Here is a 26,224-nt window from a genome sequence, read left to right as displayed (position 1 = left end):
GCGGCATGGCCCTCACTCTGGAACAGATCCGTGCCGACGTCGCCGACTGTCTCGGCGAGGACCCGGCCGACATACCCGACGACGAGAACCTGGTCGACTACGGCCTGGACTCGGTGCGCGTCATGACGCTGCTGGAGCGCTGGCGCCGCGAGCACACCGTCGCCGCCGACTTCGCCGACCTGGCCGAACAGCCCACCGTCGAGGCGTGGGCGGCCCTGCTGGGGGTCTCGTGACCACCCTGCTCGCCGACGGCCCCGGCCCGGCCTCCACCGCCCCCGTGAGCGTCGAACTGCCGCTCACCGCCGCCCAGTCGGGCATGTGGTACGCCCAGGCGCTCGACCCGCTCAGCCCCGCCCAGAACACCGCGGAGTGCCTGGAGATCGACGGCCCGCTGGACCCGGCCGTGTTCGCCGAGGCGCTGCGGCAGGTCGTCGCGGAGAGCGACGCGCTGCGCGTCCGCGTCCAGGACGGCCCCGACGGACCCCGCCAGCACGTCCGCGCGCACGTCGAACTGCCGCTGCTGGTCGAGGACCTGCGCGCGGAACGCGATCCGGAGCGGCGGGCGCTCGCCTGGATGCGGGCCGACCTGGCCGAACCGTTCGACCTGGCGGCCGGGCCGCTGTTCCAGCACGCCCTGTTCCGCGTCGGCGACGAGCGCTGGCTGTGGTACCAGCGCATCCACCACCTCGTCATGGACGGCTACGGCTACTCGCTGCTGGTGCGCCGCACCGCCGAGGTGCACACCGCCCTGGCCCGCGGCGAACAGCCGCCGGCCTGCCGGTTCGGCCGCCTGGCCGACCTGGTCGAGGACGACGCGGCGTACCGCGCGTCCGAGGCGCACGCGGCCGACCGCGCGCACTGGGCGGCGGCGTTCGCCGACCGCCCGGAGGCGCCGCGCCTGGCGGGCCGCGGCGCGCTGCCCTCGCGCACCTTCCGCCGCCGCGGCGCCCGGCTGTCGCCCGAGGCCACCGAACGGCTGCGGGAACTGGCCGCGGGGCTGCGCGCCACCTGGCCGGACGTGCTGATCGCGGCGCAGGCGCTGTACGTCTCGCGGGCCGCGGGCCGGGCGGACGTGGTGCTCGGCCTGCCGATGATGGGCCGGATGGGCGGCGTCGCGCTGCGCGTGCCCGGCATGGTGATGAACGTGCTGCCGCTGCGGCTCGCCGTCACCCCCGAGGCGACCTTCGCCGAGCTGGTGCGGCAGGTGGTGCTCGGCGTCCGCGAGGTCCGCCGCCACCAGCGCCACCGCTACGAGGACATCCGCCGCGACCTCGGCCTGCTCGGCGAACAGCGCGCCCTGGTCGGCCCGTTGGTCAACATCATGCCGTTCGACTACGGCGTCGACTTCGCCGGCTCGCCAGCCCGCGCCCGCAACCTGTCCGCCGGGCCGGTGGAGGACCTGACGGTCAACGTCTACGACCGCGCCGACGGCCACGGCCTGGCCATCGACCACGACGGCAACCCGGCGCTCTACGACGACGCCGCGCTCGCCGCGCACCAGGAGCGGTTCCTGCACCTGCTCGACCGGATCTCCGGCAGCGACCCGCACCGGCCCACGGCCGGTCTCGACATCGCGACGCCGCGGGAACTCGAGCTGGTGCTGGAGGAGTTCAACCACACCGAGCAGCCGGTGCCGCCCACCACGCTGATCGGCCCGATCGAGGCGCAGGCGGCCCGCACCCCCGGGGCGACCGCGCTGGTCCACGGCGACACCCGCCTCACCTACCGCGAACTCGACGAGCGCGCCAACCGGCTGGCCCACCACCTCCAGTCGCTCGGCGCGCGGCCGGGCGCGGTGGTGGCGGTCTCCGTGCCGCGCTCGGCGGAACTGGTCGTGGCGCTGCTCGCGGTGCTCAAGGCGGGCGCCGCCTATCTGCCGCTGGACCCGGACTACCCGGCGCAGCGGCTGGCGTACATGCTCCAGGACGCGGCGCCGGTCTGCGCGATCACCGACCGCGCCGGACGGCTGCCCGAGGACACCGGGGTGCCGCTGGTGGACCTCGGGACGCTGGACGTCTCGGGGCGGCCGTGGGTGAACCCGGCCCGGGCGCTGACCCCCGCCCACCCGGCGTACGTCATCTACACCTCCGGCTCCACCGGCCGCCCCAAGGGCGTCGTCGTCCCGCACTCGGCGATCGACAACCGGCTGCGCTGGATGCAGCACGCCTACGGGCTGACCGGCCAGGACCGGGTGCTCCAGAAGACGCCGTCGTCGTTCGACGTGTCCGTGTGGGAGTTCTTCTGGCCGCTGCGCGAGGGCGCCACCCTGGTCGTCGCCGAGCCGGGCGCGCACAAGGACCCGGCGCGGCTGGCCCGGCTGATCCGCGAACAGGCCGTCACCACCTGCCACTTCGTGCCGTCCATGCTCCAGGTGTTCCTCACCGAGCCGGCGGCCGCCGACTGCGCCGAGCCGCTGCGCCGGGTGTTCTGCAGCGGCGAGGCGCTCCCCCGCGAGAGCGCGCACGTCTTCGCGCGCACCCTGCCGGGCGTCGCCCTGCACAACCTGTACGGCCCGACCGAGGCGGCCGTCGACGTCACGTACCACGCCTGCGACCCGGACGGGTCCGGCCCGGTGCCCATCGGCCGGCCGGTGTGGAACACCCGCCTGTACGTCCTGGACGCCGCGCGGCGGCCCTGCCCGCCCGGCGTGCCCGGCGAACTGTATCTGGCCGGGCGGCAGTTGGCCGACGGCTATCTGGGGCGGCCGGAACTGACGGCGGAGCGGTTCGTCACCGACCCGTTCGGCGCGCCGGGCAGCCGCATGTACCGCACCGGCGATGTGGCCCGGTGGACGGAGCACGGCGAGGTCGAGTACCTCGGCCGCACCGACCACCAGGTCAAACTGCGCGGCCAGCGCATCGAACTGGGCGAGATCGAGGCGGCGCTCGCCGCGCAGGACGGCGTGGACGGCGCGTGCGCGCTGGTGCGCGAGGACCGCCCCGGCGAGCAGCTGCTCGTCGGCTACGTCACCGGCGGCGCCGACCCGGCCGCCGTACGGGCCGGGGTGGCGCGCGAACTGCCCGAGCACATGGTGCCGTCGGCGGTCGTCGCGCTGGCGGCGTTCCCGCTCGGCCCGAGCGGCAAGCTGGAGCGGCGCGAGCTGCCGCCGCCCGTGTTCGCCGGGTCCGGGCGGGGCCGGGAACCGGCCGACGCCCGCGAGGCCGCGCTGACCCGGATCTTCGCCGCCGTGCTCGGCCTCGAACAGGTCGGCCCCGACGACACGTTCTTCGACCTGGGCGGCACCTCGCTGCTCGCGGTGCGGCTGGTGGCACGGGCGCGGGAGGAGTTCGGCGCCGAGCTGACCATCGGCTCGCTGTTCGAGGCCCCCACCCCGGCCGCGCTCGCCGCCCGCCTGGCCACCGCCGCGCCGGCCGCCGGGGACGCCCTCGGCGTGGTGCTGGCGCTGCGCAGCGGCGGCGAGCGCACCCCGCTGTTCGCCGTCCACCCGGCCGGCGGCCTCGCCTGGTGCTACGCCGGGCTGTCCGCCCGGCTCGGCCCCGACCAGCCGCTGTACGGCATCCAGGCCCGCGGTCTGGACGACGACGAGCCGCTGCCGCGCACCCTCCAGGAGGAGGCGGAGGACTACGCGGCGCGCATCCGGGAGATCCAGCCGCACGGCCCGTACCGGCTGGTGGGCTGGTCGGTGGGCGGCATCCTCGCGCACACGGTGGCCGTGCTGCTGCGGGAGGCCGGTGAGCGGGTCGACCTGCTGGCGCTGCTGGACGCCTTCCCGGCCGAGCAGTGGCGCGAGCGGCCCGCGCCCGAGGAGGGCGACGCGCTGACCGCGGTGCTGCGGATGGCCGGTTTCGAGCGGGCGGGCGAACGCACCCGCGAGGACGTGCTTGCCACCCTGCGCCGGGCGGGCAGTCCGCTGGCCGGGCTCGGCGACCGGACGCTGGCGCGGATCGTCGACATCGTGCCGAACCACGCGCGGATGATGCGCGAGCACCGGCACCGGCGCTTCGACGGCGACGTGCTGTTCTTCACGGCCGCCGCCCCGCGCGCGGAGGACTGGCTGACCCGGGAGGCCTGGCGTCCGCACGTCGCCGGGGCGATCGACAACCACGACCTGGACTGCACTCACCCCCAGCTCCTGCGGGACGCCCACCTGGACACGATCGCCTCGGTGCTGTCGGCCCGGCTGGAGGAACTGGACGGGTGAGGACGTCCGCCGGGGCCGCCCCCGGCGGACGTACCGGTGCGGTGACGGACCCGCCGCGGCCCCGGAGTCGGCCGGGGACGCCGGCGGGCCCGCTGCCCGAGTCGGCCGACGGGTCACACGTGTGCCTGGTGCACCTGTCCGGACCGGGCGCCGTGCCGATGGCACCTGTCGCGGCGCGCGGTGGGGGCGAGGGCCTGCCCGGTGGCGGGGCGCGTGGCGGCGCGCGCCGCTGGGCGCCTGCCTCGGCGTCCCGGCCGGGCGGGCGCCGCCGGTGAGGCTGCCGCGCCCCGGCTGCGGGCAGCCGATCAGAGCCGGCCGCCACACCCACTGCGGCACGTCGCTGCTGGACGCGCACGGAGGCGCTGGTCAAGGCAACCGGCGAGGGCCTGTCCGGACCGCCGCTCGGGACGGTCCGGCTGGGCGCGGGCCCACGGCCCGCACCGGTCACCGGCCGGCCGCTCCTCGACGTCGCGGCCCCGCCCGAGCGGGGTGTGTCCGGGCTCAGTCGCCCAGCAACCCCACCAGTCCCTCGGTGAGTTCGGTGCGCCAGCACAGGTAGTCGTGGCCGCCGTTGAACTCGCGGTACACGGCGTCGTCGTAGCCCGCGGCGGCCAGCGTGTCGCGCAGTCGGCGGGCGGCGGGCAGGGCCACCCACTCCTGTTCGCCGAAGGAGAGCCAGAAGCGCACCGGAAGCCGCTTCGCGGCGGCCAGTTCACCGGTCAGCCACTCCGGCTCGGGCCCGTCGGGCCACCAGAACGAGCCGGACTGGACGAGCGCGTTGCCGAAGCGGTACGGGCTGTGCGCGGCGGCGTAGGCGGCGGTGAGTCCGCCGAGGCTCTGCCCGGCCACCACCGTGCGCGCCGGGTCCTCGGTCAGCGGCAGTCTGCTCGCCGCCCAGGGCAGCAACTCCCGCTCCAGGAAGGCCACGAACTCCGGCCGGCAGGTCAGCTGCGTCCAGCGGGTGCCCGCGTCCACGGACTCCGGCAGCACGGCCGCGACGGGCGGGATCCGGCCGTCGGCGACGAGGTTGTCCAGCAGGTGCGCGAGGCCGAGCCGGGGCTGCCAGTGCTCACCGTCCAGCAGGACCAGGACGGGCAGGCCGTCGACGGCGCGCCGCGCGTGCTCGGCGGCGGGCTCGTAGAGCCAGACGCGCCTGCTGTCGCCGAGGAGTTCGCTCGTCACCACGTGCTCGGTCACCGTGCCACGCGGCACGTCCGGGCGCGGCTCCCAGTCCACCGCGTCGGGAGCGTCCGGGAGTTCGGCGTAGCCGACCGGCTGTCCGCTCCAGCGCCGTGGCAGGCTGCGCGAGTTGAACGGGTCGGCGCGGACCTGGCCGCGCAGCCAGGGCCAGTAGCCCGGCTCCCCGGGCGCGGGCCCGTCGCCCTCGTCCACGAAGACGTCGTAGGTGCCGCGCCAGTCCGTACGCAACCGAACCGTCCAGTGCCACACGTCGGTTCCGGCCGCGTGCCGCATGAGGTTGCCCTCGGGGGCGCGCGGGTCGCCGAGCTTGTTGGGCAGCACCTGCACCGCGCGGGTCGCGGGCGTGCCGCGCCACAGGAAGGTGACGGCCCGGTGGTCGGCACTGCCCAACGGGTCGGCGGAGACCAGCGGGGTGCCCCGGCGGCGCACGTCCGCCCAGAAGCCTGACAGACCGTCAGGTCCGGGCAGCGCGAAGGGCGGTGCGACGAGCAGCGGCAGCGCGTCGGGGCGCGCCAGGCGGGGCGGATGCTGCGGGGCGCCCTCGGGCGGCGCGGTCAGGGTCATACGGGGCGACTCCGGTACGCGGGACACGGCGTTGATGGACACGGCGTTGATCGACTTAGGTGTACCTTACCTCGGTGCGCCGCACCGGGTCGGACATCAAGGGGTGAGGTTCCGGGCGGGGGTCGACGTGAGGGCAGTCACCGTGACCGAAAATTGAGGTTAGGCTAACCTAAGTCAGCTCGCGGGTCCGGCCTCTCCGGCGCCCCCGCGCGCCCTACGCACGTTCCGCGCATCGCGCCCCCGCCTCACTTCTGCCCGCCAGGAGCAACGAACATGACCTCCGGTAGACCCACCCGCACCCCGTCGTCCGCCTCCCGGGGCAGCCGCCGCGCCGCCCGCACCGCGGCCCTGACGGCCGGCGCGGCCCTCGGACTCGGCGCGCTCGCCGCGCCGTTCGCCACCGCGCCCGCGGGCTCGCCGGCCACCCCCGGCACCGTGGCCCTCGCCGCGGACGCCACCGCGCCCACCGTCTCCCTCGGGGCGCGCTCGGTGGCGCCGGGCGGTCAGGTGTCCTTCACCGTCTCGGGCTTCCCGGCCGGCGCCACGCTCAGCGTGAAGCTGGACGACAAGACGCTGCTCAAGCAGTTCCCGATCGGCGACGACGGCAGCGCGGCCGGTTCCGTGACGATCCCGGCCGAGGCCGCGCCCGGCGCCGGGCACTGGCTGCGCTTCCTCGCCCCGCAGACCAGCGTGCGCAGCGACGACCTGACCGTCACGGACCCCTCGACCCCCACCCCGACCCCGACGCCCACCCCGACCCCGACCCCGACGCCCACTCCCACGCCCACCCCGACGCCCAAGCCGACGCCGGCCGCCGAGCCGAAGGTGCGGCTGACCGGCGGCGACCGCGTCGCGGCGGGCGGCAAGGTCTCCTTCGCGCTCAGCGGCTTCGCCAAGGGCCAGACGGTCACCGTCAAGCTGGACGACAACACCATCCTCGGCCAGTGGCAGAAGGCGGTCGGTGCCGACGGCGCGTTCTCCGGGTCGGTCACCGTCCCCAAGGGCACCTCGGGCGGCGGCCACTGGCTGCGCTTCCTCGCCCCGAACCCGCCCACCAGCCTGCGCGCCGACATCACGGTGACCTCGTCCGGCGGAGGCGGCACGGGCGGCACGGGTGACGGCGGCTCCACGGGCGGCGGCTCCACAGGCGGCGGTTCGACCGGCGGAGGCGGATCCACCGGCGGGAGCGGCGGAGGCGGCTCCACCGGCGGTTCCGGCACCGGCGGCACGAACACCGGCGGCGGCTCCGGCGACAGCGGCGGCGGTGGCGGCAACACCAGCGGCGCCTCCGCCACCATCACCGCCGGATCGAGCGTGGCCGCGGGCGGCAAGGTGAGCTTCCGGGTCACCGGCTTCCCGGCCGGCCAGCAGCTGACCGTGAAACTGGACGACAGCGAGATCATCGGCCAGTGGTCCGGCGGCATCGGCGCGGACGGCTCCCTCTCCGCGAGCGTGACCGTCCCGCAGGGCACCGCCAAGGGCGCGCACTGGCTGCGTTTCCTCGCCCCCAACCCGCCCACCAGCCTGCGCGCCGACTTCACCGTCACCTCCGGCGCGGACCCGGCGTCCGGCTCCGGCACGGGCGGCGCGGGCACGGGCGGTTCCGGCACGGGCGGTTCCGGCACGGGCGGTTCCGGCACGGCCGGCGGTCAGGCGGGCGGCGGCACGGCGCCCGTCCCGGCCGCGACCGGAGCCCCGGCCGCCGCCTCCAACTCCCGCGGCGCGAAGGCGCGGATCACCGCCAGCGAGGTCCAGCCGGGCGGCACCCTGCACTTCACGGTGGAGAAGTTCCCGGCGGGCCAAACCGTCACCGTCAAACTGGACGACGACGCCATCCTCGGCCAGTGGAAGGCCGACGCCACCGGCGCGTACGAGGGCGACGTGGCCATACCGGCCGACACCCCGGCCGGGGCGCACTGGCTGCGCTTCCTCGCCCCGAACCCGCCCACCACGCTGAAGGTGGACTTCAAGGTGACCCGGCCGGGCGTCGCGGCGGCCGGCGCTGCCACCACGGCCGCGAACGGCGCCGAAGTCGCCCCGGTCACCGCCCCGGTGGCCTCGGTGCGCTCCGAGGTCTCCTACGCGACCGTCGCGTGGTCCGCCGCGGCCGCCGCGCTGGGCGGGGCCGCCGGCGCCGCGGCCACCACCGTGTTCGTCGTGCGCCGCCGCCCGGCCCGGCCGGCCGAAGGCGCCTGACCCGACCCGCTCCACCCGGAGGGGTGCCCCGCTCGTCACAGAGGAGCGGGGCACCCCTCCGAGCCATGCCCTGGACTGATACGCCGTCAGGAGACCGACCTCGTACGGCAGTTGTGACCAGCGCCACAGCCGTCCCGAGCAAAAAGTTAGGTAAGCCTAAGCTAAGTTGATCGTGTCCACCTCCCCCCGCCGGGAGGCCCTGTCCACCAAGGAGACCGACGCAGCATGTCCGCAGCCACCCGCCAGGTCCACCGAGTCCGCCGTATCAGCGCCATCGCCGTGGCCCTCGCCTCGGGCAGCGTGCTCGCGCTCACCGGCACCGCCTCCGCGCACACCGGCCACCCGCAGCAGCCCGCGCACACCTCGACCCTCACCTCGGCCCCGCTCGCCAAGGGCCTGTACCAGTCGGCGTACTCCGAGCGGAACCACGTGCTGTGGGCGACCACCGCGGTGGGCCGGCCGCCGGTCGCCTCCTCGGCGCTGCTCAAGGTCGACCCGAAGACCCTGGCGGTGAAGGCCACGTACACCCCGCCGGTCACCGACGCGGCCACCGGCGCCGTCGAGGCCGTCTACGGCGTCGCCGTGGACGACGAGCACAACACCGTCTGGACGACCAACACCCGCAACAACTCCGTCGCGGTCTACGACCAGCGCACCGGCAAGCACCTGGCGACCCTGCCGAACGTCGCCCACGCCCGCGAGGTGGTCGTGGACGAGCGCCACAACCTGGCCTGGGCCAGCGGCTTCGGCGACGGCAGCGTGGTCGCCTTCGACACCCGCACCTTCCAGGAGAAGAAGCGCGTCACCGTCGAGGGCGCCGGCCCGGCCGGTCTCGCCGTCAACGAGCGCACCGGCACGGTGTACGCGGCCGACCTGAACGGCGACCGCCTGATCGTGGTCTCGCCGTTCGCCAAGGACCCGCGGTTCGTCCCGGCCGGCGACGGCCCGATCTCGGTGGCCCTGTCCGCCGACGGCCGCACCGCCTACGCCGCCGACCAGACCGCGGGCGCCCTCTCGGTGGTCGACCTGCGCAAGGGCGCCGTCGCCAAGACCGTCCCGACGGGCGCGGGCGCGCTGTCCGTGGCCGCCGACGCGCGCACCGGCCGCGTCCTGGTGGTCAACCGCACGGACGCCGACGTCTCGGTGATCGACCCCCGCAAGGGCGCGGTCGTGGAGACCCTGGCCACCGGCGCCAACCCGAACCACGTCACCGTCGACGAGGGCACCGCCTACGTGGTGGACAAGTCCGGCGCCGGCCCGGAGGGCCTGGACCAGGTGCACCGCATCCGCATCGCGCGCTGAGCCGCACGGATCCGACACCGCACAGAGCGATTCCGCAGCCCGGCTTCTCCCTCCCGGAGGAGCCGGGCTGCGGCGCGTCACCGGACGCAACACCCCCCGCCCGACCGCCGGTTCCAGCCATTCGGTGGTCTCGACCAATCGGCTCAGCGAAGCCGTTGACGCATTGGTCCAGACCTTCTACGTTGTGGGCGCTCGGACAGGCACCGCGCACGCACGGTTCACCTCACCCCTGTACCACCCCACGACGACAGGGAGAGCCATGTTCCACCGGCGCAGACCACCGCACGCACCCGCCCGCAGAACCTCGCTCAGGACGCTGCTCACCGCCCTGGGCGCCGCCCTGCTCCTGCCGCTCGCGATGCTCACCGCGCTCGCCGCGCCCGCGCACGCGGCCGGGACGCTGACGGCGACCTTCACCACCCAGGACAACGGCTCCTGGTGGAAGGGCACCTACGTCGTCCACAACAGCGGTCCGGCCGCCGTCAGCGGCTGGAGCCTGGAGTTCGACCTGCCGGCCGGGGTCTCCGTGACCGGCCACTACAACGGCGACGCGACCGTCTCCGGACGGCACGTGAGCGTGAAGAACGCCTTCTACAACGCCACCGTGCCGGCCGGCGGCAGCACCGAGCCGTACAGCTACTGGTTCATCGCCAACGGGCCGATCGGCGCCCCGACCGGCTGCACCGTCAACGGCGACAAGTGCGACGGCTCCCCCGACGTCCCGCCGACCGCGCCCGGCGCGCCGCGCGCCACCGCGGTCACGGCGCACTCGGTCGCGCTGAGCTGGGCCGCCGCGCAGGGCGGCGACCACGCCGTGGCCTCCTACGAGGTGCTCAGCGGCTCGGCCACCGTGGCCACCGCGACCACCACCTCGGCCACCGTCACCGGGCTCACCCCGGCGACGGGCTACACGTTCACCGTGCGCGCCAAGGACACCCGCGGCAACGCCGGACCGGCGAGCGCCCCGCTCACCGTGCGCACCGTAGACCCGGCGAGCGACCCGACGCCGCCGACTACGCCCGGCAGCCTGCGCGCCACCGGCACGACGTCCTCCAGCGTCGGCCTGGCCTGGGACAAATCCTCCGACAACGTGGCCGTGGCCGCCTACGACGTCTACCGCGGCGGCGCCCTGGTCAGGACGGTCGGCGCGGACACCACGACGGCCACCGTCGACGGCCTCTCCCCGGCCACCGCCTACACCTTCACCGTCAAGGCCCGCGACACCGCCGACAACGCCTCGCCGGCCTCGAACGCGGTGACCGCCACCACCGACGACGTGGCCGGGGCGGGCAAGCAGCTCAAGGTGGGCTACTTCGCGCAGTGGGGCATCTACGGCCGCCAGTACTTCGTGAAGAACCTCGACACCTCGGGCGCGGCGGCCAAGCTCGACGTGGTCAACTACGCCTTCGAGAACCTCGATCCGGCCAACCTCACCTGCCAGGCCGGGGTCACCAAGGGCGTCTCCGCCAACCCGCAGGACCCCGACGAGGGCACCGGCGCGGGCGACGCGGACGCCGACTACGCCCGCCCCATGTCCGCCGACCAGTCGGTGGACGGCGTCGCCGACGACGGCTGGGGCAAACTCCGGGGCAATCTCAACCAGTTGAAGAAGCTCAAGGCCAAGTACCCCAAGCTGAAGGTCGTGGTGTCACTCGGTGGCTGGACGTACTCGAAGTTCTTCTCGGACGCCGCCGCCACCGCTGCCTCGCGGGAGAAGTTCGTCAAGTCCTGCGTCGACGTGTGGATCAAGGGCGATCTGCCCGTCTACAACGGCGCGGGCGGCCCCGGCACGGCCGCCGGCATCTTCGACGGCATCGACATCGACTGGGAGTGGCCCGGCTCCGAAGGCCACCCGGGCAACCACTACGGCGCCCAGGACAAGGCCAACCTCACCGCGCTGCTCGCCGAGTTCCGCAAGCAGCTCGACGCGCTCGGCGGCGCGCACCGGCTGCTGACCGCGTTCACCCCGGCCGACCCGGCGAAGATCTCCGCCGGCTGGGACCTGAGCCGGATCTTCGACTCGCTCGACTACGCCAACGTGCAGGGCTACGACTTCCACGGCGCCGGCAGCGACAACTCCTGGGAGCCCAAGCGCACCGGCGACGGCTCCAACCTGTACGCCGACGCGCAGGACCCGTACCCCTTCCACTTCAGTGTCGAGGACGCGGTCAAGGTGTATCTCGACGCCGGGGCCAACCCCCGCAAGCTGACGGTGGGTTTCCCGTTCTACGGGCGCGGCTGGCAGGGGGTGACCGACGGCGGGGCGGCCGGTGAGTGGCAGGACGCGAACGGCGCGGCGCCCGGCCAGTTCGACACCGAGGCCGGGGTACGCGGCTACAACAACCTGATCACCAGCTTCCCGGCCATGACCGTGCGCCATGACGAGCAGTCCGTCTCGACGTACGGCTACACCGGCCCGGGCGGCCAGTGGTGGACGTTCGACGACGCCTGGTCGATCGGGAAGAAGACGGCCTGGATCAAGTCCAAGGGGCTGCTGGGCGGCTTCGTCTGGGAGATGTCGGGCGACACCCCGGACGGCCGGCTGATGACCGCGCTGAACGACGGCCTGAAATAGCCGGAGCGGGCTCCCGGGCGGGCGGTCGGCGGACCGCCCGCCCGGGTCGCGGGTGCGGGACCCGGCTCGCGCCTCAGCGGGCGGTGCGCTCGTGCACGTACGCCACGAGGCGGGTGAGCGCGTCCGGGTCGGTGGCCGGCATGACGCCGTGGCCGAGGTTGAAGACGTGGCCCTCCAGACCGGCGGCGGCGTCCAGCACCTCGCGGGTCTTGGCCTCGACGGCCTCGCGGGAGGCGAACAGCACGGTCGGGTCGAGGTTGCCCTGGAGCGCCTTGCCGGGCCCGACGCGGCGGGCCGCCTCGTCCAGCGGGACCCGCCAGTCGACGCCGACGACGTCCGCGCCGGCCTCGCCCAGCAGGCCGAGCAGCTCGCCGGTGCCGACGCCGAAGTGGATGCGGGGCACGCCGTAGCCGGCGACGGCCTCGAAGACCTTCGCGGAGGCCGGCAGCACCGAGCGGCGGTAGTCGGCGGGGGCGAGGGCGCCGGCCCAGGAGTCGAAGAGCTGCACGGCGCTCGCGCCGGCCTCGATCTGCACCTTCAGGAAGGCGGACGTGATCGCGGCGAGCCGGTCCAGCAGGTCGGCCCACAGCTCGGGGTCGCCGTACATCATCGCCTTGGCGTTCTCGTACGTCCGCGACGGGCCGCCCTCCACGAGGTAGCTCGCGAGGGTGAAGGGGGCGCCGGCGAAGCCGATGAGCGGGGTCGCCCCCAGCTCGCGGGTGAGCAGGCCGATCGCCTCGGTGACGTAGGAGACGTCCTCGGGGGTGAGGTCGCGCAGCCGGGCCAGGTCCTCGCGGGTGCGGAACGGGCGCTCGACCACGGGGCCGAGGCCGGGCTTGATGTCCAGCTCGACGCCGATGGCCTTCAGCGGCACGACGATGTCGCTGAAGTAGATCGCCGCGTCCACGTCGTGCCGGCGCACCGGCTGGAGGGTGATCTCGGCGACCAGATCGGGGCGCATGCAGGAGTCCAGCATCGCGATGCCCTCGCGCACCTTGCGGTACTCCGGCAGCGAGCGCCCGGCCTGGCGCATGAACCACACGGGGGTGTGCGGCACGGGTTCGCGCCGGCACGCCTTGAGGAAGGCGGAGTCGTAGGTGGCGGTCGGCGGCTGGTGGCCGGCATGCGTCTCGTTGGCACTCACGGTGGCAAGTCTCGCACGCCCCCGGGTGCGCGACGGCCCCGGTGTACGGGCCCCCGGACGGCGCCGGCGGCCGCGGCGGGGTGTCTTGCCCTGCACGAAGGCCCGCTTCCCCTTAATCTTCCCGGCATGGCTGCGGCTCAGGGACGACTGTCGGACGACGCTGGCGGAATGGACGACGCGAAGGAGGCGAAGGAAGGGGACGCGCATGCGAACAGGGGGGACGAGGCCCCGCTGCCCTTCCGGGCGGCCGTGGAGGCGCTGCGGGCCGCGCGGCTGCGGCCGCAGCTGGAGATCGAGCCGGTGCCGCCGCCCAAGCGGCTCGCGCCGTTCGCGTACGCGCTGGAGGCCGCCGTCGTCGACGGTGAGCAGGACCTCGCGGACGGCAGGCTGGTGCTGCTGCACGACCCGGCCGGGCACGACGCCTGGCGGGGCACGTTCCGGCTGGTCACGCTGGTGCGCGCGGAGCTGGAGCCGGAGATGGCCGCCGATCCGCTGCTGCCGGAGGTGTGCTGGTCCTGGCTGACCGGGGCGTTGCAGGCGCGCGGTCTGGCCTGCGGCGAGCCCAGCGGCACGGTCACCCGGGCCGGCTCGCATTACTTCGGCGGGCTCTCCGCGCGGCCGGCCGCCTCGCAGATCGAGATCCGCGCCTCCTGGACGCCGCGCGAGGGGCTGGGCGGGATCCCGGACTGCGGGGGGCACCTGGCCGCCTGGTCGGACCTGCTGGCCCAGGTCGCGGGTCTGCCGCCGGCCGGCCCCGGCGACGCCTCGGTGGTGACGCTGCCGCAGCGGCGCGGCCCGCAGTCGCGCTGAGCGCGGCGCCGACGACCCACTTCTCCCACGCCTCCACCCACCGGCCCGGACGGGAACCTCCCGCCCGGGCCGAGTGCTGTCCGCGGCCGATCCGAGTGCCGTCCGCGGCCGGGCCAGGCATCTCGGTCAGCACGACCGCGGGCGACTCACCCGTTCCTTGCCGTCACTTTGTCGATACGGCCACTTTCGGACATGTAGCGACCCCGAACGGCCCTGAGTGAACCGATTCGACCTTCGGATGATCGACAGTCTGTCCGAATTGCTCGCATTGTTACTCACCAGATCGTGATCATTCTCTAAAGGACAACTGCTTCGGTGCCGAAAACGACTGTGACCTTGCAAGCACGGTTCGTACCGGCTTGACCCCCGCAAGCCGGCCCCGCCCCCCACCCCCCAGGAGGCCTGGTGTCCGTTCTCCTCGAGCAGCCCGCAAGCCTGGTCGCCTACCGCCCGAACAAGCCGACCGCCATGGTCGTCGTGGCGGACCCGCGCGTCCGGTCCACCGTCACCCGTCACCTGTGGGCGCTCGGAGTCCGCGACGTCATCGAGGCGTCGTCCGTCGCGGAGGCCCGCCCCCGCATCGGCAACCCGCGCGACATCTGCGTCGCCGACGTCCACCTGCCCGACGGCTCCGGGCTCACCCTGCTGTCCGAGACCCGCGCCGCCGGCTGGCCCAACGGCCTGGCCCTGTCCGCCGCCGACGACATCGGCGCCGTGCGCAACGCCCTCGCGGGCGGTGTGAAGGGCTACGTCGTCACCGGCACCCGCACCAACGTCGGACTCCCCGCCAGACCGGGCACCGCCCCCCTCGGCGCCGCCCGGCTGCACCGCCGCCCCCCGGGTGCCCCGAGCCACCCGGGCGGCTACCGCGAGCTGTCCGGCCGTGAGGTCGAGGTGCTGCGGCTGGTCGCCGAAGGCCAGTCGAACAAGGCGATCGGCGTCTCGATGGGACTGTCGGCGCTGACCGTCAAGAGCCACCTCGCCCGGATCGCCCGCAAGCTCGGCACCGGAGACCGCGCGGGAATGGTCGCCGTCGCCCTGCGCACCGGCATCATCCACTGATCCCACCGCTCCTCCCCGCCCCCACCCGATTGCCGGTACCGGCGCCGACACGCCGTAGAGCCGCCCTCCCTCACCCGTCCGCCCGCCCTCCGTCATCCGTTCGCCACATGTCCGCCGTCCCGCCCCACCGCCCCGCCGCGCACTGTCCCCATGAGGCGCCGGCCCCGTCCCGCCCGTTCCGGCCGTGAACCGCACGGGTCACCGACCTGACCGGTTTACGACCCCCCGGCGCCCGTCGACGGAACGTTCCGTCGGCGGGCGCCGTCCATCCACGGATACCCTTGACAGGTGACCGACGCCCAAGAAACCGCAGCAGACAGCTCACTGCGAACCACCGGAGGCGCCCCTCCGGACGACGGCGGAACTTCTGACACGGGGGCGCCGACTCCGCTGCTCGAACCCCGCGAGGGCATCCCGCCCGTGATCGCCGACGCCGACGCGCTCGACCGGGCCGTCGCGGCGTTCGCCGCCGGCTCCGGCCCCGTCGCCGTGGACGCCGAGCGCGCCTCCGGCTACCGCTACGGCCAGCGCGCCTATCTGGTGCAGCTGCGCCGCGAGGGGGCCGGGACGGCGCTGATAGACCCCGTCGCCTGCCCCGACCTCTCCGCCCTCGGCGGGGCGCTGTCCGGCGCCGAGTGGGTGCTGCACGCCGCCACGCAGGACCTGCCGTGTCTGCGCGAGATAGGCATGGTGCCCACCAGCCTGTTCGACACCGAGCTGGCCGGCCGGCTCGCCGGATTCCCCCGGGTCGGACTCGGCGCGATGGTCGAGAACGTGCTCGGCTTCGTGCTGGAGAAGGGCCATTCCGCCGTCGACTGGTCCACCCGGCCGCTGCCCGAGCCCTGGCTGCGCTACGCCGCCCTCGACGTGGAACTCCTCGTCGACCTGCGCGACGCGCTGGAGAAGGAGCTGGAGCGGCAGGGCAAGCTGGAGTGGGCCCTGCAGGAGTTCCACGCCATCGCCTCCGCGCCGCCGCCCGAGCCCCGCAAGGAGCCCTGGCGGCGTACGTCCGGGATGCACAAGGTGCGCCGGCGGCGGCAGCTCGCCGTCGTGCGGGAGCTGTGGGAGACCCGGGACCGGATCGCGCAGCGGCGGGACGTGTCGCCGGGCAAGGTGCTCTCGGACGCGGCCATCGTGGAGGCCGCCCTCGCCCTTCCGGCCAATGTGCACGCGCTCGCCGCGCTGAACGGCTTCGGGCACCGCGTCGGCCGCCGCCAGCTGGAGCAGTGGCAGGCGGGGGTGGACCGGGCCCGCGCCCTGCCCGAGTCGGCGCTGCCGCAGCCGGGCCAGCCGGTGACCGGTCCCCCGCCGCCGCGGGCGTGGGCCGACAAGGACCCGGCCGCCGCGGCCCGGCTCTCCGCCGCCCGCGCCGCCGTCACCGCGCTGGCCGAGCGGCTGAACATGCCCCAGGAGAACCTCGTCTCCCCGGACACCGTCCGCCGCCTGTGCTGGGAACCCCCCAAGCCGGCCGACCACGACACGATCACCTCCACCCTGACCACTTTGGGCGCCCGCCCCTGGCAAATCGAACAGGTGACTCCGTCCCTGGTCACCGCCCTGAGAGGCGAGGGCACGATCGCCTAGCCCCCACACCGGGGGCGAAGCCTTACGGAACCCGGGGGCGAAGCGCCCCGCCGGGGTGCGGGGCGGGGCCCCGGCGGCGGGGTCCAGATCCCCGCCGAGCTGGATGGCTGGGTGGACGAGGGTCCCAGGGGTGCAGGGGGCGGAGCCCCCGCCCGGGTCCGGGGCGGAGCCCCGAGGGCGGGGTCTTGATCCCTACCGAGTCGGGCGGGTGGGCGGGCGAAGGGGGCGAAGCCCCGGGGCGGGACCTCACCTGCCGAGTCGGGTGAGCAAGAGGCCGCCACGGAGTGTGACCTTCGCCGCTCCCGGCGGAGGGACTGGGCAGGCACATTACCCACGAGTAGCATGAGCGCTGAGCGCGCGCTCAGCATCCGCGCGCCGCAGCAGTGCCACCCCGCACCCTGGAGGAGAGCCATCGTGCCTCATACCGTCAGGGACGTCGTCTTCGTCGACGGCGTCCGCACCCCGTTCGGCAAGGCGGGCCCGAAGGGCATCTACCACGAGACCCGCGCCGACGACCTCGTCGTGAAGGCGATCCGGGAGCTGCTGCGCCGCAACCCCGGTCTCGACCCGCAGAAGGTCGACGAGGTCGCCATCGCCGCCACCACCCAGATCGGCGACCAGGGCCTGACCATCGGCCGCACGGCCGGCATCCTCGCGGGCCTGCCCACCACGGTGCCCGGCTACTCCATCGACCGCATGTGCGCGGGCGCGCTGACCGCCGTCACCTCGGTCGCCGGCTCCGTCGCCTTCGGCGCGTACGACGTCGCCATCGCGGGCGGTGTCGAGCACATGGGCCGGCACCCGATGGGCGAGGGCGTCGACCCGAACCCGCGGTTCGTCAGCGAGAAGCTGGTCGACGAGTCGGCTCTGTTCATGGGCATGACCGCGGAGAACCTGCACGACCGCTACCCGCAGATCACCAAGCTGCGCGCCGACGAGTACGCCGTGCGCTCCCAGGAGAAGGCCGCCAAGGCGTACGCCAACGGCAAGATCCAGGCCGACCTGGTGCCGATCTCCGTGCGCCGCACCAGCCCGGAGGCCGGTGAGACCGGCTGGGGCCTGGTCACCGCCGACGAGCCGATGCGCCCGGGCACCACGCTGGAGAACCTGTCCGGCCTCAAGACGCCGTTCCGCGTGCACGGCCGGGTCACCGCGGGCAACGCGGCCGGTCTGAACGACGGCGCCACCGCCTCCGTCATCGCCAGCGAGGACTTCGCCCGCGAGAACGGCCTGCCGGTCAAGATGCGCCTGGTCTCCTACGCCTTCGCGGGCGTGGAGCCGGAGGTCATGGGCTACGGCCCGATCCCGGCCACCGAGAAGGCGCTCGCCAAGGCGGGCCTCGCCATCTCGGACATCGGCCTGTTCGAGATCAACGAGGCGTTCGCCGTCCAGGTCCTGGCCTTCCTGGACCACTACGGCATCGCGGACGACGACGAGCGCGTCAACCAGTACGGCGGCGCGATCGCCTTCGGCCACCCGCTGGCCTCCTCCGGCGTCCGCCTGATGACGCAGCTGGCCCGCCAGTTCGAGGAGCGGCCCGAGGTCCGCTACGGCCTGGTCACCATGTGCGTCGGCTTCGGCATGGGCGCGACGGTCATCTGGGAGAACCCGCACTTCGACGGAGGCGACAAGTGAGCACCACCGCTGAACTCCTGAAGGGCGCGGCCGAGCTGTTCCCGGACGAGGTCGTCACCCAGGCGCACGTACGCCACTTCGACCTGCCGCTGGGCGTAGGCCGCTTCGCGCTCATCACGCTGGACAACGGCTTCGACCACACCAAGCCGACCACCTTCGGCCCGCAGTCGCTGGCGAACCTGAACGCCGCCCTCGACCAGGTCGAGAAGGAGGCCGCGGACGGCGAGATCACCGGCGTCGGCGTCACCGGCAAGCCGTTCATCTTCGCGGTCGGCGCCGACCTCAAGGGCGTCGAGCTGCTGAAGCGGCACGAGGACGCGCTCGCCATCGGCAAGGGCGGCCACGAGGTCTTCAAGCGCCTGGCCCAGCTCGCCGTGCCCACCTTCGCCTACTACAACGGCGCGGCGATGGGCGGCGGCGTCGAGGTCGGCCTGCACTGCACCTACCGCACGGTCTCCGCGGCCCTCCCGGCGTTCTCCCTGCCCGAGGTCTTCCTCGGCCTGGTGCCCGGCTGGGGCGGCTGCGCGCTGCTGCCGAACCTGATCGGCGCGGACAAGGCCGTCTCGGTCATCATCGAGAACAGCCTCAACCAGAACCGTCAGCTCAAGGGCAAGCAGGTCTACGAACTGGGCATCGCCGACGCCCTGTTCGAGGGCGCGGACTTCCTGGAGCAGTCGCTGATCTGGACGGCGGCCGTCCTCAAGGGCGAGATCGCCGTCGAGCGTCCGGCGATCGACCGCGGCGAGGGCTGGGACCAGGCCGTCGCGCGCGGCCGGTTCATCGCCGACTCCAAGGTGCACGGCGCGGCCCCGGCCGCCTACCGCGCCCTGGAGATCATCGCCGCCGCCAAGGACGGTGACCTCCAGGCCGGTTTCGACGCCGAGGACCAGGCCCTGGCGGACCTGATCATGGGCGGCGAACTGCGCGCCGGCATCTACTCGTTCAACCTGGTGCAGAAGCGCGGCAAGCGCCCCGCCGGCGCGCCGGACAAGAACCTGGCCCGCCCGGTGACCAAGGTCGGCGTGGTCGGCGCGGGCCTGATGGCCTCGCAGCTGGCGCTGCTGTTCCTGCGCCGCCTGGAGGTGCCGGTCGTCCTCACGGACATCGACCAGGAGCGCGTCGACAAGGGTGTGGGCTACGTCCACGCCGAGATCGAGAAGCTGCTGGGCAAGGGCCGGATCAACCAGGACAAGGCCAACCGCCTCAAGGCGCTGGTGACCGGCGTCCTGGACAAGGCCGAGGGCTTCGCGGACGCCGACTTCATCATCGAAGCGGTCTTCGAGGAGATGGGCGTCAAGCAGAAGGTGTTCGCCGAGGTCGAGGCGGTCGCCCCGGCGCACGCGATCCTCGCCACGAACACCTCGTCGCTGTCGGTGTCGGAGATGGCGTCGAAGCTGAAGCACCCCGAGCGGGTCGTCGGCTTCCACTTCTTCAACCCGGTCGCGATCCTGCCGCTGCTGGAGATCGTGCGCGGCGAGCGGACCGACGACGCGTCGCTGGCGACCGCGTTCGCGGTGGCCCGGAAGCTGAAGAAGACCGCGGTACTGGTCAAGGACGCCCCGGCGTTCGTGGTCAACCGCATCCTGACCCGCTTCATGGGCGAGATCCAGAACGTCATCGACGAGGGCACCCCGGTGGAGGTGGCGGAGAAGGCGGTCGAGCCGCTGGGCCTGCCGATGTCCCCGCTGGTGCTGCTGGAGCTGGTGGGTCCGGCGATCGGCCTGCACGTCTCGGAGACGCTCAACACGGCGTTCCCGGACCGCTTCACGGTCTCCCCGAACCTCAAGGCGGTCGTCGAGGCCGGCAAGCGCGGCTTCTACGTCTACGACAGCGGCAAGCCGGAGCTGGACCCGGAGGTCGCCGCGCTGCTGAAGCAGGGCGACACCGTCCTGACCGAGGAGCAGGTGCGCGCCCGCGTCCTGGACGCGGTGGCGCAGGAGATCGGTCTGATGCTGGAGGAGGGCGTCGTCGCCGAGGCCCAGGACATCGACCTGTGCCTGATCACCGGCGCCGGCTGGCCCTTCCACCTGGGCGGCATCACGCCGTACCTGGACCGTGAGGGCGTCTCGGAGCGGGTGAACGGCAAGCGGTTCCTGGAGCCGGGCGTCGCGTCCGTCCCGGCGTAACACTCCCCCGCCTCGTGAGAGGGCCCCCGCTTCGGCGGGGGCCCTCTTCGCCCTTGCCGGGCGCCGGGCTCCAGCAGCAGTCCATGCCGGCCCTGCTGAGCGAGATCAAGAAGCAGGACCTGCACGATCGCCGACCAGCTCACCTCGGCCCTCACCACCGACCCCGACCTCGCCTCGCTCACCAAGCCGACGGAGTTCGGGCGCAGCCTCGACGGCATCGACCCCGCCACCATGGAGACGGTCATGCCGCCGGTGGCGTACGACAAGGGCCCGGCGGGCGACACCCCACGGACGGGAAGCCCCCGGCCCGGAGGGCCACGCTCACGGACAGGAGGCCCCGCCCGGGCGGGCGCCGTGGCTCACACCTCTCGCCAGGCCTCCAGCGCCAGGCCCGGCTCGTTCTTGCGGCGGGCGAGCAGGAGCCGGCCGGTGGAGGGGGACAGCGTGGCCGCGGTGACCCGGCCGTCGGCGTCCGTGACGAGCCCCGCCTCGGCGTCCGCGGCGAGCAGCGGCCCCGACTCGGTCCACCAAGCCCCCGCCGACTCCTCCTGCGTGGGGTAGGCGGCGAACGCCACCCGGCCGCCCTCGGTGCGCTGGGCCAGCAACGTGCAGTCGTGGCCGTCCAGTTCGCAGCGCAGCGCGGCGACCGGGCCGGGGCCCGCCGCCGGCAGCACCGTGACCGGCTTGCCGCCGGGCCGCCAGGCGCACAGGTCGCCCGACTCGTCGGTGTAGAACAGCGTGGTCTCCTCGGCGGAGGTGGCCAGGGCGTGCAGGGTGCCCGGACGCACCGAGGTCTCCAGGCGTTCGGCCAGGACCGGCTGCTCCCCGGCCTCCTCCTGACGCCAGTGCAGCAGCGTGCCGGGCGCCGCGGCGTACAGCTCCACGCGGCCGGACTCGCCGGTGACCGCCGCCATGCCGTCCTGGACGCTCCGGCCCTTCAGGTCGCACCAGGCGCCCCAGCCGCCCGTCTCCTTCTGGGCCAGCATGCTCACCCCGCCGCCCCGGTTGAGGACGAACACATGGGCGCGGCCCCGGGCGTCGACCGCCACGGCGGGGGTCGCGGTGCGGGCGCCCTTCTTGTTGGGGTGCCCGATCGGCTGCCAGTCCAGGGGCGCGAGCCGGGGCCGGTAGTGGGTGGAGTGCACGAGGTCGGCCTCTCCGGCCCCGGTCTGCCGCCAGGCGACCAGATGGGCGTAGCGGTCGGCGCCCTGGCCGACGGCCGCCCCCGCGAGGAGTTTCCCGTCGCCGCCCACCGTGCGGGCCGTCTCCCAGGAGCCGCCGGGCAGACGCTCGGCCCGGCACAGGAGGGCGTCCCCGGCGGGCAGGTAGACACTGAGCAGGCCGTCACGCCCGCGTATGAGCCAGTCGCCGTTCACCGGAACACCTTAAGCCGCGCCCGCGCCGGGCCCGTCCCCAGCCCCCCTGCCGTGGCTCGCGGCGGGCGCGGCGGGCGCTCCGCCCGGGCGGGGCCGGGGCGGCCGGGCGGCCTACCCTGAGCCCATGGACGCCAGCGCCGAGGACCCCGCCCTGCTCGTGATCGTGGACGGTGCGAACACCGTCGGCTCGGTGCCCGACGGCTGGTGGCGCGACCGCCGCGGGGCCGCGGAGCGGCTGCGGGACCGGCTGGCGGCGGACGGGGTGCCGCGGCTGGCCGAACGGGCGGAGATCGTGCTGGTGGTGGAGGGCGCGGCGCGCGGGGTGGAGCCGGTCGCGGGGGTGCGGGTGGAGGCGGCGGACGGCAGCGGGGACGATCTGATCGTCCGTCTGGTCGAACGGTCCGGCGGCCGGGCCGTCGTGGTGGTGACGGCCGACCGCGAGCTGCGGCGCCGGGTCACGGAGCTGGGCGCCGACGTCACCGGCCCCCGGGCGGTACGCGGCTGAGGCCCGCCGCTACGCCCGTCCCCCGCCGCCCGTGCCGGTCGTGCCCGGTCCCGTCGCGCCCGGCGGTCCCGGGGTCTTCCCCGCCGCCCGTTCGCGTTCCGCGAGGCGGCTGTGGGTGCGGCCGTAGACGAAGTAGACGACGAAGCCGATCGCCATCCAGATGGCGAAGCGGATCCAGGTCTCGGCCGGCAGGTTCAGCATCAGCCACAGCGAGGCGCACACCGAGAGGATCGGGACGACCGGGACCCAGGGGGTGCGGAAGGAGCGGGGCAGGTCGGGGCGGGTGTTGCGCAGGATGATCACGCTGATGGCGACCACGACGAACGCGAACAGGGTGCCGATGTTCACCAGCTCGGCCAGCACGCTGAGGCTGGTGAAGCCCGCGACGATCGCGATGACGACGCCGAGGAGGATCGTCGGGCGGTAGGGGGTGCGGAAGCGCGGGTGGGTGTGCGAGAAGAACCGGGGCAGCAGGCCGTCGCGGCTCATCGCGAAGAAGACCCGGGCCTGGCCGAGCAGCAGGATCATGCACACCGTGGTCAGGCCGACGGCGGCGCCGAAGCTGATCAGGCCGGCGAACCAGGGGTGCCCGGTGGACTTGAAGGCGTCGGCGAGCGGGGCGTCCACCGAGAGCTTGCTGTACTTCTGCATGCCCGTCACGACGATCGACACGGCGACGTAGAGCGTGGTGCAGATGACCAGGGAGCCGAGGATGCCGCGCGGGACGTCGCGCTGCGGGTTGCGGGTCTCCTCGGCGGCGGTGGCGACGACGTCGAAGCCGATGAAGGCGAAGAAGACGACGGAGGCGGCCGTGAAGACGCCCATGACGCCGAAGTTGGAGGGCGCCCAGCCGAACATCAGCTGGATGAGCGGGGCCTTGAGGTTGCCGCCCGCCGGGACCGGTTCCGACTGGGGGACGAACGGGTGGTAGTTGCCGCCCTTGACGAAGAACGCGCCCGCGATGATCACGACGAGCACGACGGCCACCTTGATCGCGACGACGACCGTGGTGACGCGTGCGGACAGCTTCATGCCGACGACGAGGATGGCGGTGAGGACGAGGACGAGGGCGGCGGCGAGGATGTCGAAGCCGAACCCGTGGGCGCCGTCGCGGCCGGCGAGGTAGCCGGGCAGGTGCCAGCCGGCGTTGTCGAGCAGCGAGTGGATGTAACCCGACCAGCCGACGGAGACCACCGCCGTGCCGAGCGCGAGTTCCAGCACCAGGTCCCAGCCGATGATCCAGGCGGGGAACTCGCCGAGCGAGGAGTAGGAGAAGGTGTACGCCGATCCGGCGACGGGGACGGCGGAGGCGAACTCGGCGTAGCACAGCGCGGCGAGCGCGCAGACGACACCGGCGACGACGAAGGACAGGGCCACCGCGGGGCCGGCGGTGTTCTTGGCGGCCGTGCCGGTGAGGACGAAGATGCCGGTGCCGATGATGACGCCGACGCCGAAGACGGTCAGGTCGAGGGCGGAGAGGGACTTCTTGAGCGCGTGCTCGGGTTCCTCGGTGTCCTGGATCGACTGTTCGACGTCCTTCGTCCGGAACAGCGAATTGCTCACGGGCCTACCTCCCACGCGCGTCGTCCTCGACCTGGCTCGACATGATCGAGAGGGCTGGGGATGCGTATGCCCCCGCACTGGCAGGTTCACGCAGCCGCGCCGGTTCCGCCACCCGTGGCAACCGACGGATTCGGCCGGGCCGGCCGGCGGCCCGCCGCGGCGGTCGGGGTGCGGCCGCCACGCGCAACGGCCGCCCCACCGGAAAGGGTGAGACGGCCGTGGGCGGTCCGGCGCGGGGTCAGTCGTGCGCGGGCTGCGGGGTCTCCGCCGCGGTGGAGGGGCGTTCGAAGCGGCCGTCGAGCTTGGCGACCAGACCCGTGACCTGGCGGGCGATGTCCGGCGCGGTGAGGCCGATCTCCGCCATCACCTCCGCGCGGGAGGCGTGGTCGAGGAAGCGCGGCGGGATGCCGAAGTCGCGCAGCGGCACGTCGACGCCCGCGTCGCGCAGCGCCTGCGCGATCGTCGAGCCGACTCCGCCGACCCGGGAGTTGTCCTCGACGGTGACGACCACACGGTGCCGTTCGGCCAGCGGGGCCATGGCCTCGTCCACGGGCTTGACCCAGCGCGGGTCGACGACGGTGGTCGAGATGCCCTGCTTGTCGAGGAGGGCGGCGATCTCCAGGCACATGGGCGCCAGCGCGCCCACGGAGACGAGCAGCACGTCCGGGGTGTCGGTGCCGGGCTCGCGCAGCACGTCCATGCCGCCGACGCGGCCCACGGCGGGCACGGCGGGGCCGACGGCGCCCTTGGAGAAGCGGACCACGGTCGGGGCGTCGTCCACCTCGACGGCCTCGCGCAGCTGGGCGCGGACCTGGTCGGCGTCGCGCGGGGCGGCCAGCCGCAGGCCGGGCACGACCTGGAGGACGGACATGTCCCACATGCCGTTGTGCGAGGCGCCGTCGGTGCCGGTGACGCCGGCCCGGTCCAGTACGAAGGTGACGCCGCACTTGTGCAGCGCCACGTCCATCAGCACCTGGTCGAAGGCGCGGTTGAGGAAGGTGGCGTAGACGGCGAAGACGGGGTGGACGCCGCCGTGGGCGAGGCCGGCCGCGGAGACCGCGCCGTGCTGCTCGGCGATGCCGACGTCGTAGACCCGGTCGGGGAAGGCCTTGGCGAACTTGTCGAGACCGACCGGCTGGAGCATGGCCGCGGTGATGGCGACGACGTCCTTGCGCTCCTTGCCGAGCTTGACCATCTCCTCGCCGAAGACGCTGGTCCAGTCGGCGCCGGAGGTGGCGATGGGCAGGCCGGTGTCGGGGTGGATCCTGCCGACGGCGTGGAAGCGGTCGGCCTCGTCCTGGAGGGCGGGCTGGTAGCCGCGGCCCTTCTCGGTGAGGCAGTGCACGATGACCGGGCCGCCGAAGCGCTTGGCGCGCATCAGCGCGGACTCCAGGGCCTCGATGTCGTGGCCGTCGATCGGGCCGACGTACTTCAGGCCCAGGTCCTCGAACATGCCCTGCGGGGCGATGAAGTCCTTCAGGCCCTTCTTCGCGCCGTGCAGCGTCTCGTACAGCGGCCGGCCGACGACGGGGGTGCGGTCGAGGATGTCCTTGGTGCGGGCCAGGAAGCGCTCGTAACCGTCGGTGGTGCGCAGGGTGGCCAGGTGGTTGGCGAGGCCGCCGATGGTCGGCGCGTAGGAGCGCTCGTTGTCGTTGACGACGATGACGAGCGGGCGGTCCTTGGCCTCGGCGATGTTGTTGAGCGCCTCCCAGGCCATGCCGCCGGTCAGGGCGCCGTCGCCGATGACGGCCACGACGTGCGCGTCGCGCTCCAGGACCTCGTTGGCCTTGGCGATGCCGTCGGCCCAGCCCAGCACCGTGGAGGCGTGGCTGTTCTCGATGACGTCGTGCTCGGACTCGGCCTGCGAGGGGTAGCCGGACAGGCCGCCCTTCATCTTCAGCCTGGAGAAGTCCTGACGGCCGGTGAGGAGCTTGTGCACGTAGGACTGGTGACCGGTGTCCCACAGCACCTTGTCGACGGGCGAGTGGAAGACGCGGTGCAGGGCGATGGTCAGCTCGACGACGCCGAGGTTGGGTCCGAGGTGGCCGCCGGTCTTGGAGACGGCGTCGACCAGGAAGGTCCGGATCTCCTCCGCCAGCTGATCCAGCTCCTCCAGGCTGAGCCGGTCCAGATCGCGCGGTCCCCTGATGCGGGTCAGCAGCGGCACCCGTGCCTCCTTGCAGTAGAGCTGATCGAGCTTTCGGCGGGCTTGTCGAGTCTAATGTTCCGCCTCGGCGCCCGGTGTCCGGGCGGTGGGTCACAGGTCACGCGAACGGCTGTACCCCGCGGAGCCGGTCCCATGACCTGGGCACGCCAGAGCCGCCGCCGCGCGAACCGTGACCGGCCTCACGCCCGCACGGGCCGCGCGGCGGGCCCGGACGCGAAGGCGCCCGGCACCGTGTCGGTGCCGGGCACGCTCC

At 73.9% G+C, this 26,224-nt stretch carries 16 protein-coding genes and 1 pseudogene; 12 read left to right on the top strand and 5 right to left on the bottom strand.

The features are described from left to right. The first annotated feature begins 5 nt into the window (after positions 1-5). Together ABEB07_RS04170 and ABEB07_RS04165 are read left to right on the top strand one after the other, a co-directional pair. Complete coding sequence (locus ABEB07_RS04170; RefSeq protein WP_164588228.1) at positions 6-233, top strand: phosphopantetheine-binding protein; 228 nt, start codon at positions 6-8, stop codon at positions 231-233. After that, positions 230-4,162 (top strand): amino acid adenylation domain-containing protein, encoded by a 3,933-nt coding sequence (locus tag ABEB07_RS04165; RefSeq protein ID WP_345667051.1) that lies wholly within the window; start codon positions 230-232, stop codon positions 4,160-4,162. Before ABEB07_RS04170 ends, ABEB07_RS04165 begins: the two co-directional genes overlap by 4 nt. 501 nt (positions 4,163-4,663) lie before the next feature. Here the strand turns inward: ABEB07_RS04165 and fes are convergent. Then, a complete protein-coding gene (fes, locus tag ABEB07_RS04160; protein ID WP_345667157.1) occupies positions 4,664-5,926 on the bottom strand; it encodes an enterochelin esterase in 1,263 nt (420 codons plus the stop codon). A gap of 273 nt (positions 5,927-6,199) precedes the next feature. On the opposite strand from fes, the gene ABEB07_RS04155 reads away from it, so the two are divergent. The 3 genes from ABEB07_RS04155 (at position 6,200) to ABEB07_RS04145 (ending at position 11,999) form a co-directional block, all read left to right on the top strand. After that, a complete protein-coding gene (locus ABEB07_RS04155) occupies positions 6,200-8,122 on the top strand; it encodes a hypothetical protein (RefSeq protein ID WP_345667050.1) in 1,923 nt (640 codons plus the stop codon). A 225-nt stretch (positions 8,123-8,347) separates the two neighbouring features. After that, positions 8,348-9,424, top strand: coding sequence for a YncE family protein (locus ABEB07_RS04150; RefSeq protein WP_345667049.1), 1,077 nt, complete (start codon positions 8,348-8,350; stop codon positions 9,422-9,424). A 259-nt stretch (positions 9,425-9,683) separates the two neighbouring features. Then, positions 9,684-11,999 carry a glycosyl hydrolase family 18 protein gene (locus tag ABEB07_RS04145; protein WP_345667047.1) on the top strand — a complete coding sequence of 772 codons (2,316 nt, stop codon included), beginning with the start codon at positions 9,684-9,686 and terminating at the stop codon, positions 11,997-11,999. A gap of 73 nt (positions 12,000-12,072) precedes the next feature. On the opposite strand, the gene hemE is transcribed toward ABEB07_RS04145, so the two are convergent. Then, complete coding sequence (hemE, locus tag ABEB07_RS04140; protein ID WP_345667046.1) at positions 12,073-13,143, bottom strand: uroporphyrinogen decarboxylase; 1,071 nt, start codon at positions 13,141-13,143, stop codon at positions 12,073-12,075. Between the two features lie 126 nt (positions 13,144-13,269). On the opposite strand from hemE, the gene ABEB07_RS04135 reads away from it, so the two are divergent. The 6 genes and pseudogenes from ABEB07_RS04135 to ABEB07_RS04110 form a co-directional block, all read left to right on the top strand. Continuing rightward, positions 13,270-13,953 (top strand): DUF3000 domain-containing protein, encoded by a 684-nt coding sequence (locus ABEB07_RS04135; protein ID WP_164588794.1) that lies wholly within the window; start codon positions 13,270-13,272, stop codon positions 13,951-13,953. Positions 13,954-14,358: 405 nt separating this feature from the next. Further along, complete coding sequence (locus tag ABEB07_RS04130) at positions 14,359-15,015, top strand: response regulator transcription factor (protein WP_164588795.1); 657 nt, start codon at positions 14,359-14,361, stop codon at positions 15,013-15,015. A 288-nt stretch (positions 15,016-15,303) separates the two neighbouring features. Continuing rightward, complete coding sequence (locus ABEB07_RS04125; protein ID WP_345667045.1) at positions 15,304-16,599, top strand: ribonuclease D; 1,296 nt, start codon at positions 15,304-15,306, stop codon at positions 16,597-16,599. Positions 16,600-17,013: 414 nt separating this feature from the next. Next, positions 17,014-18,234 carry a thiolase family protein gene (locus ABEB07_RS04120; RefSeq protein ID WP_345667155.1) on the top strand — a complete coding sequence of 407 codons (1,221 nt, stop codon included), beginning with the start codon at positions 17,014-17,016 and terminating at the stop codon, positions 18,232-18,234. Next, positions 18,231-20,360, top strand: coding sequence for a 3-hydroxyacyl-CoA dehydrogenase NAD-binding domain-containing protein (locus ABEB07_RS04115; RefSeq protein ID WP_176150915.1), 2,130 nt, complete (start codon positions 18,231-18,233; stop codon positions 20,358-20,360). The genes ABEB07_RS04120 and ABEB07_RS04115 overlap by 4 nt, the downstream gene beginning before the upstream one ends. Before the next feature lie 38 nt (positions 20,361-20,398). Next, a pseudogene (locus ABEB07_RS04110) lies at positions 20,399-20,627 on the top strand (LCP family protein); the annotation flags it as partial. A gap of 92 nt (positions 20,628-20,719) precedes the next feature. Here the strand turns inward: ABEB07_RS04110 and ABEB07_RS04105 are convergent. After that, entirely contained in the window at positions 20,720-21,736 is a 1,017-nt protein-coding gene (locus ABEB07_RS04105) for a PLL family lectin (protein ID WP_345667044.1), read from the bottom strand. 124 nt (positions 21,737-21,860) lie between these two features. Between ABEB07_RS04105 and ABEB07_RS04100 the strand changes: the two genes are divergently transcribed. After that, positions 21,861-22,241, top strand: a complete 381-nt coding sequence (locus tag ABEB07_RS04100) for a PIN domain-containing protein (protein WP_176150914.1) — start codon at positions 21,861-21,863, stop codon at positions 22,239-22,241. Between the two features lie 9 nt (positions 22,242-22,250). Here the strand turns inward: ABEB07_RS04100 and ABEB07_RS04095 are convergent, their stop codons facing one another. Both ABEB07_RS04095 and dxs read right to left on the bottom strand, forming a co-directional pair. Continuing rightward, positions 22,251-23,804, bottom strand: coding sequence for an amino acid permease (locus tag ABEB07_RS04095; protein ID WP_345667043.1), 1,554 nt, complete (start codon positions 23,802-23,804; stop codon positions 22,251-22,253). Positions 23,805-24,042: 238 nt separating this feature from the next. Beyond that, on the bottom strand, positions 24,043-25,971 hold the full coding sequence (dxs, locus tag ABEB07_RS04090; RefSeq protein ID WP_345667042.1) for a 1-deoxy-D-xylulose-5-phosphate synthase: 1,929 nt from the start codon (positions 25,969-25,971) through the stop codon (positions 24,043-24,045). Positions 25,972-26,224: the final 253 nt, after the last annotated feature.

The sequence above is a fragment of the Streptomyces similanensis genome, assembly GCF_039543625.1.
In the GTDB taxonomy this organism is placed as follows: domain Bacteria; phylum Actinomycetota; class Actinomycetes; order Streptomycetales; family Streptomycetaceae; genus Streptomyces; species Streptomyces similanensis.
Note: the sequence above shows the minus strand (reverse complement) of the source record. Positions and strands in the feature narration are given on the sequence as shown.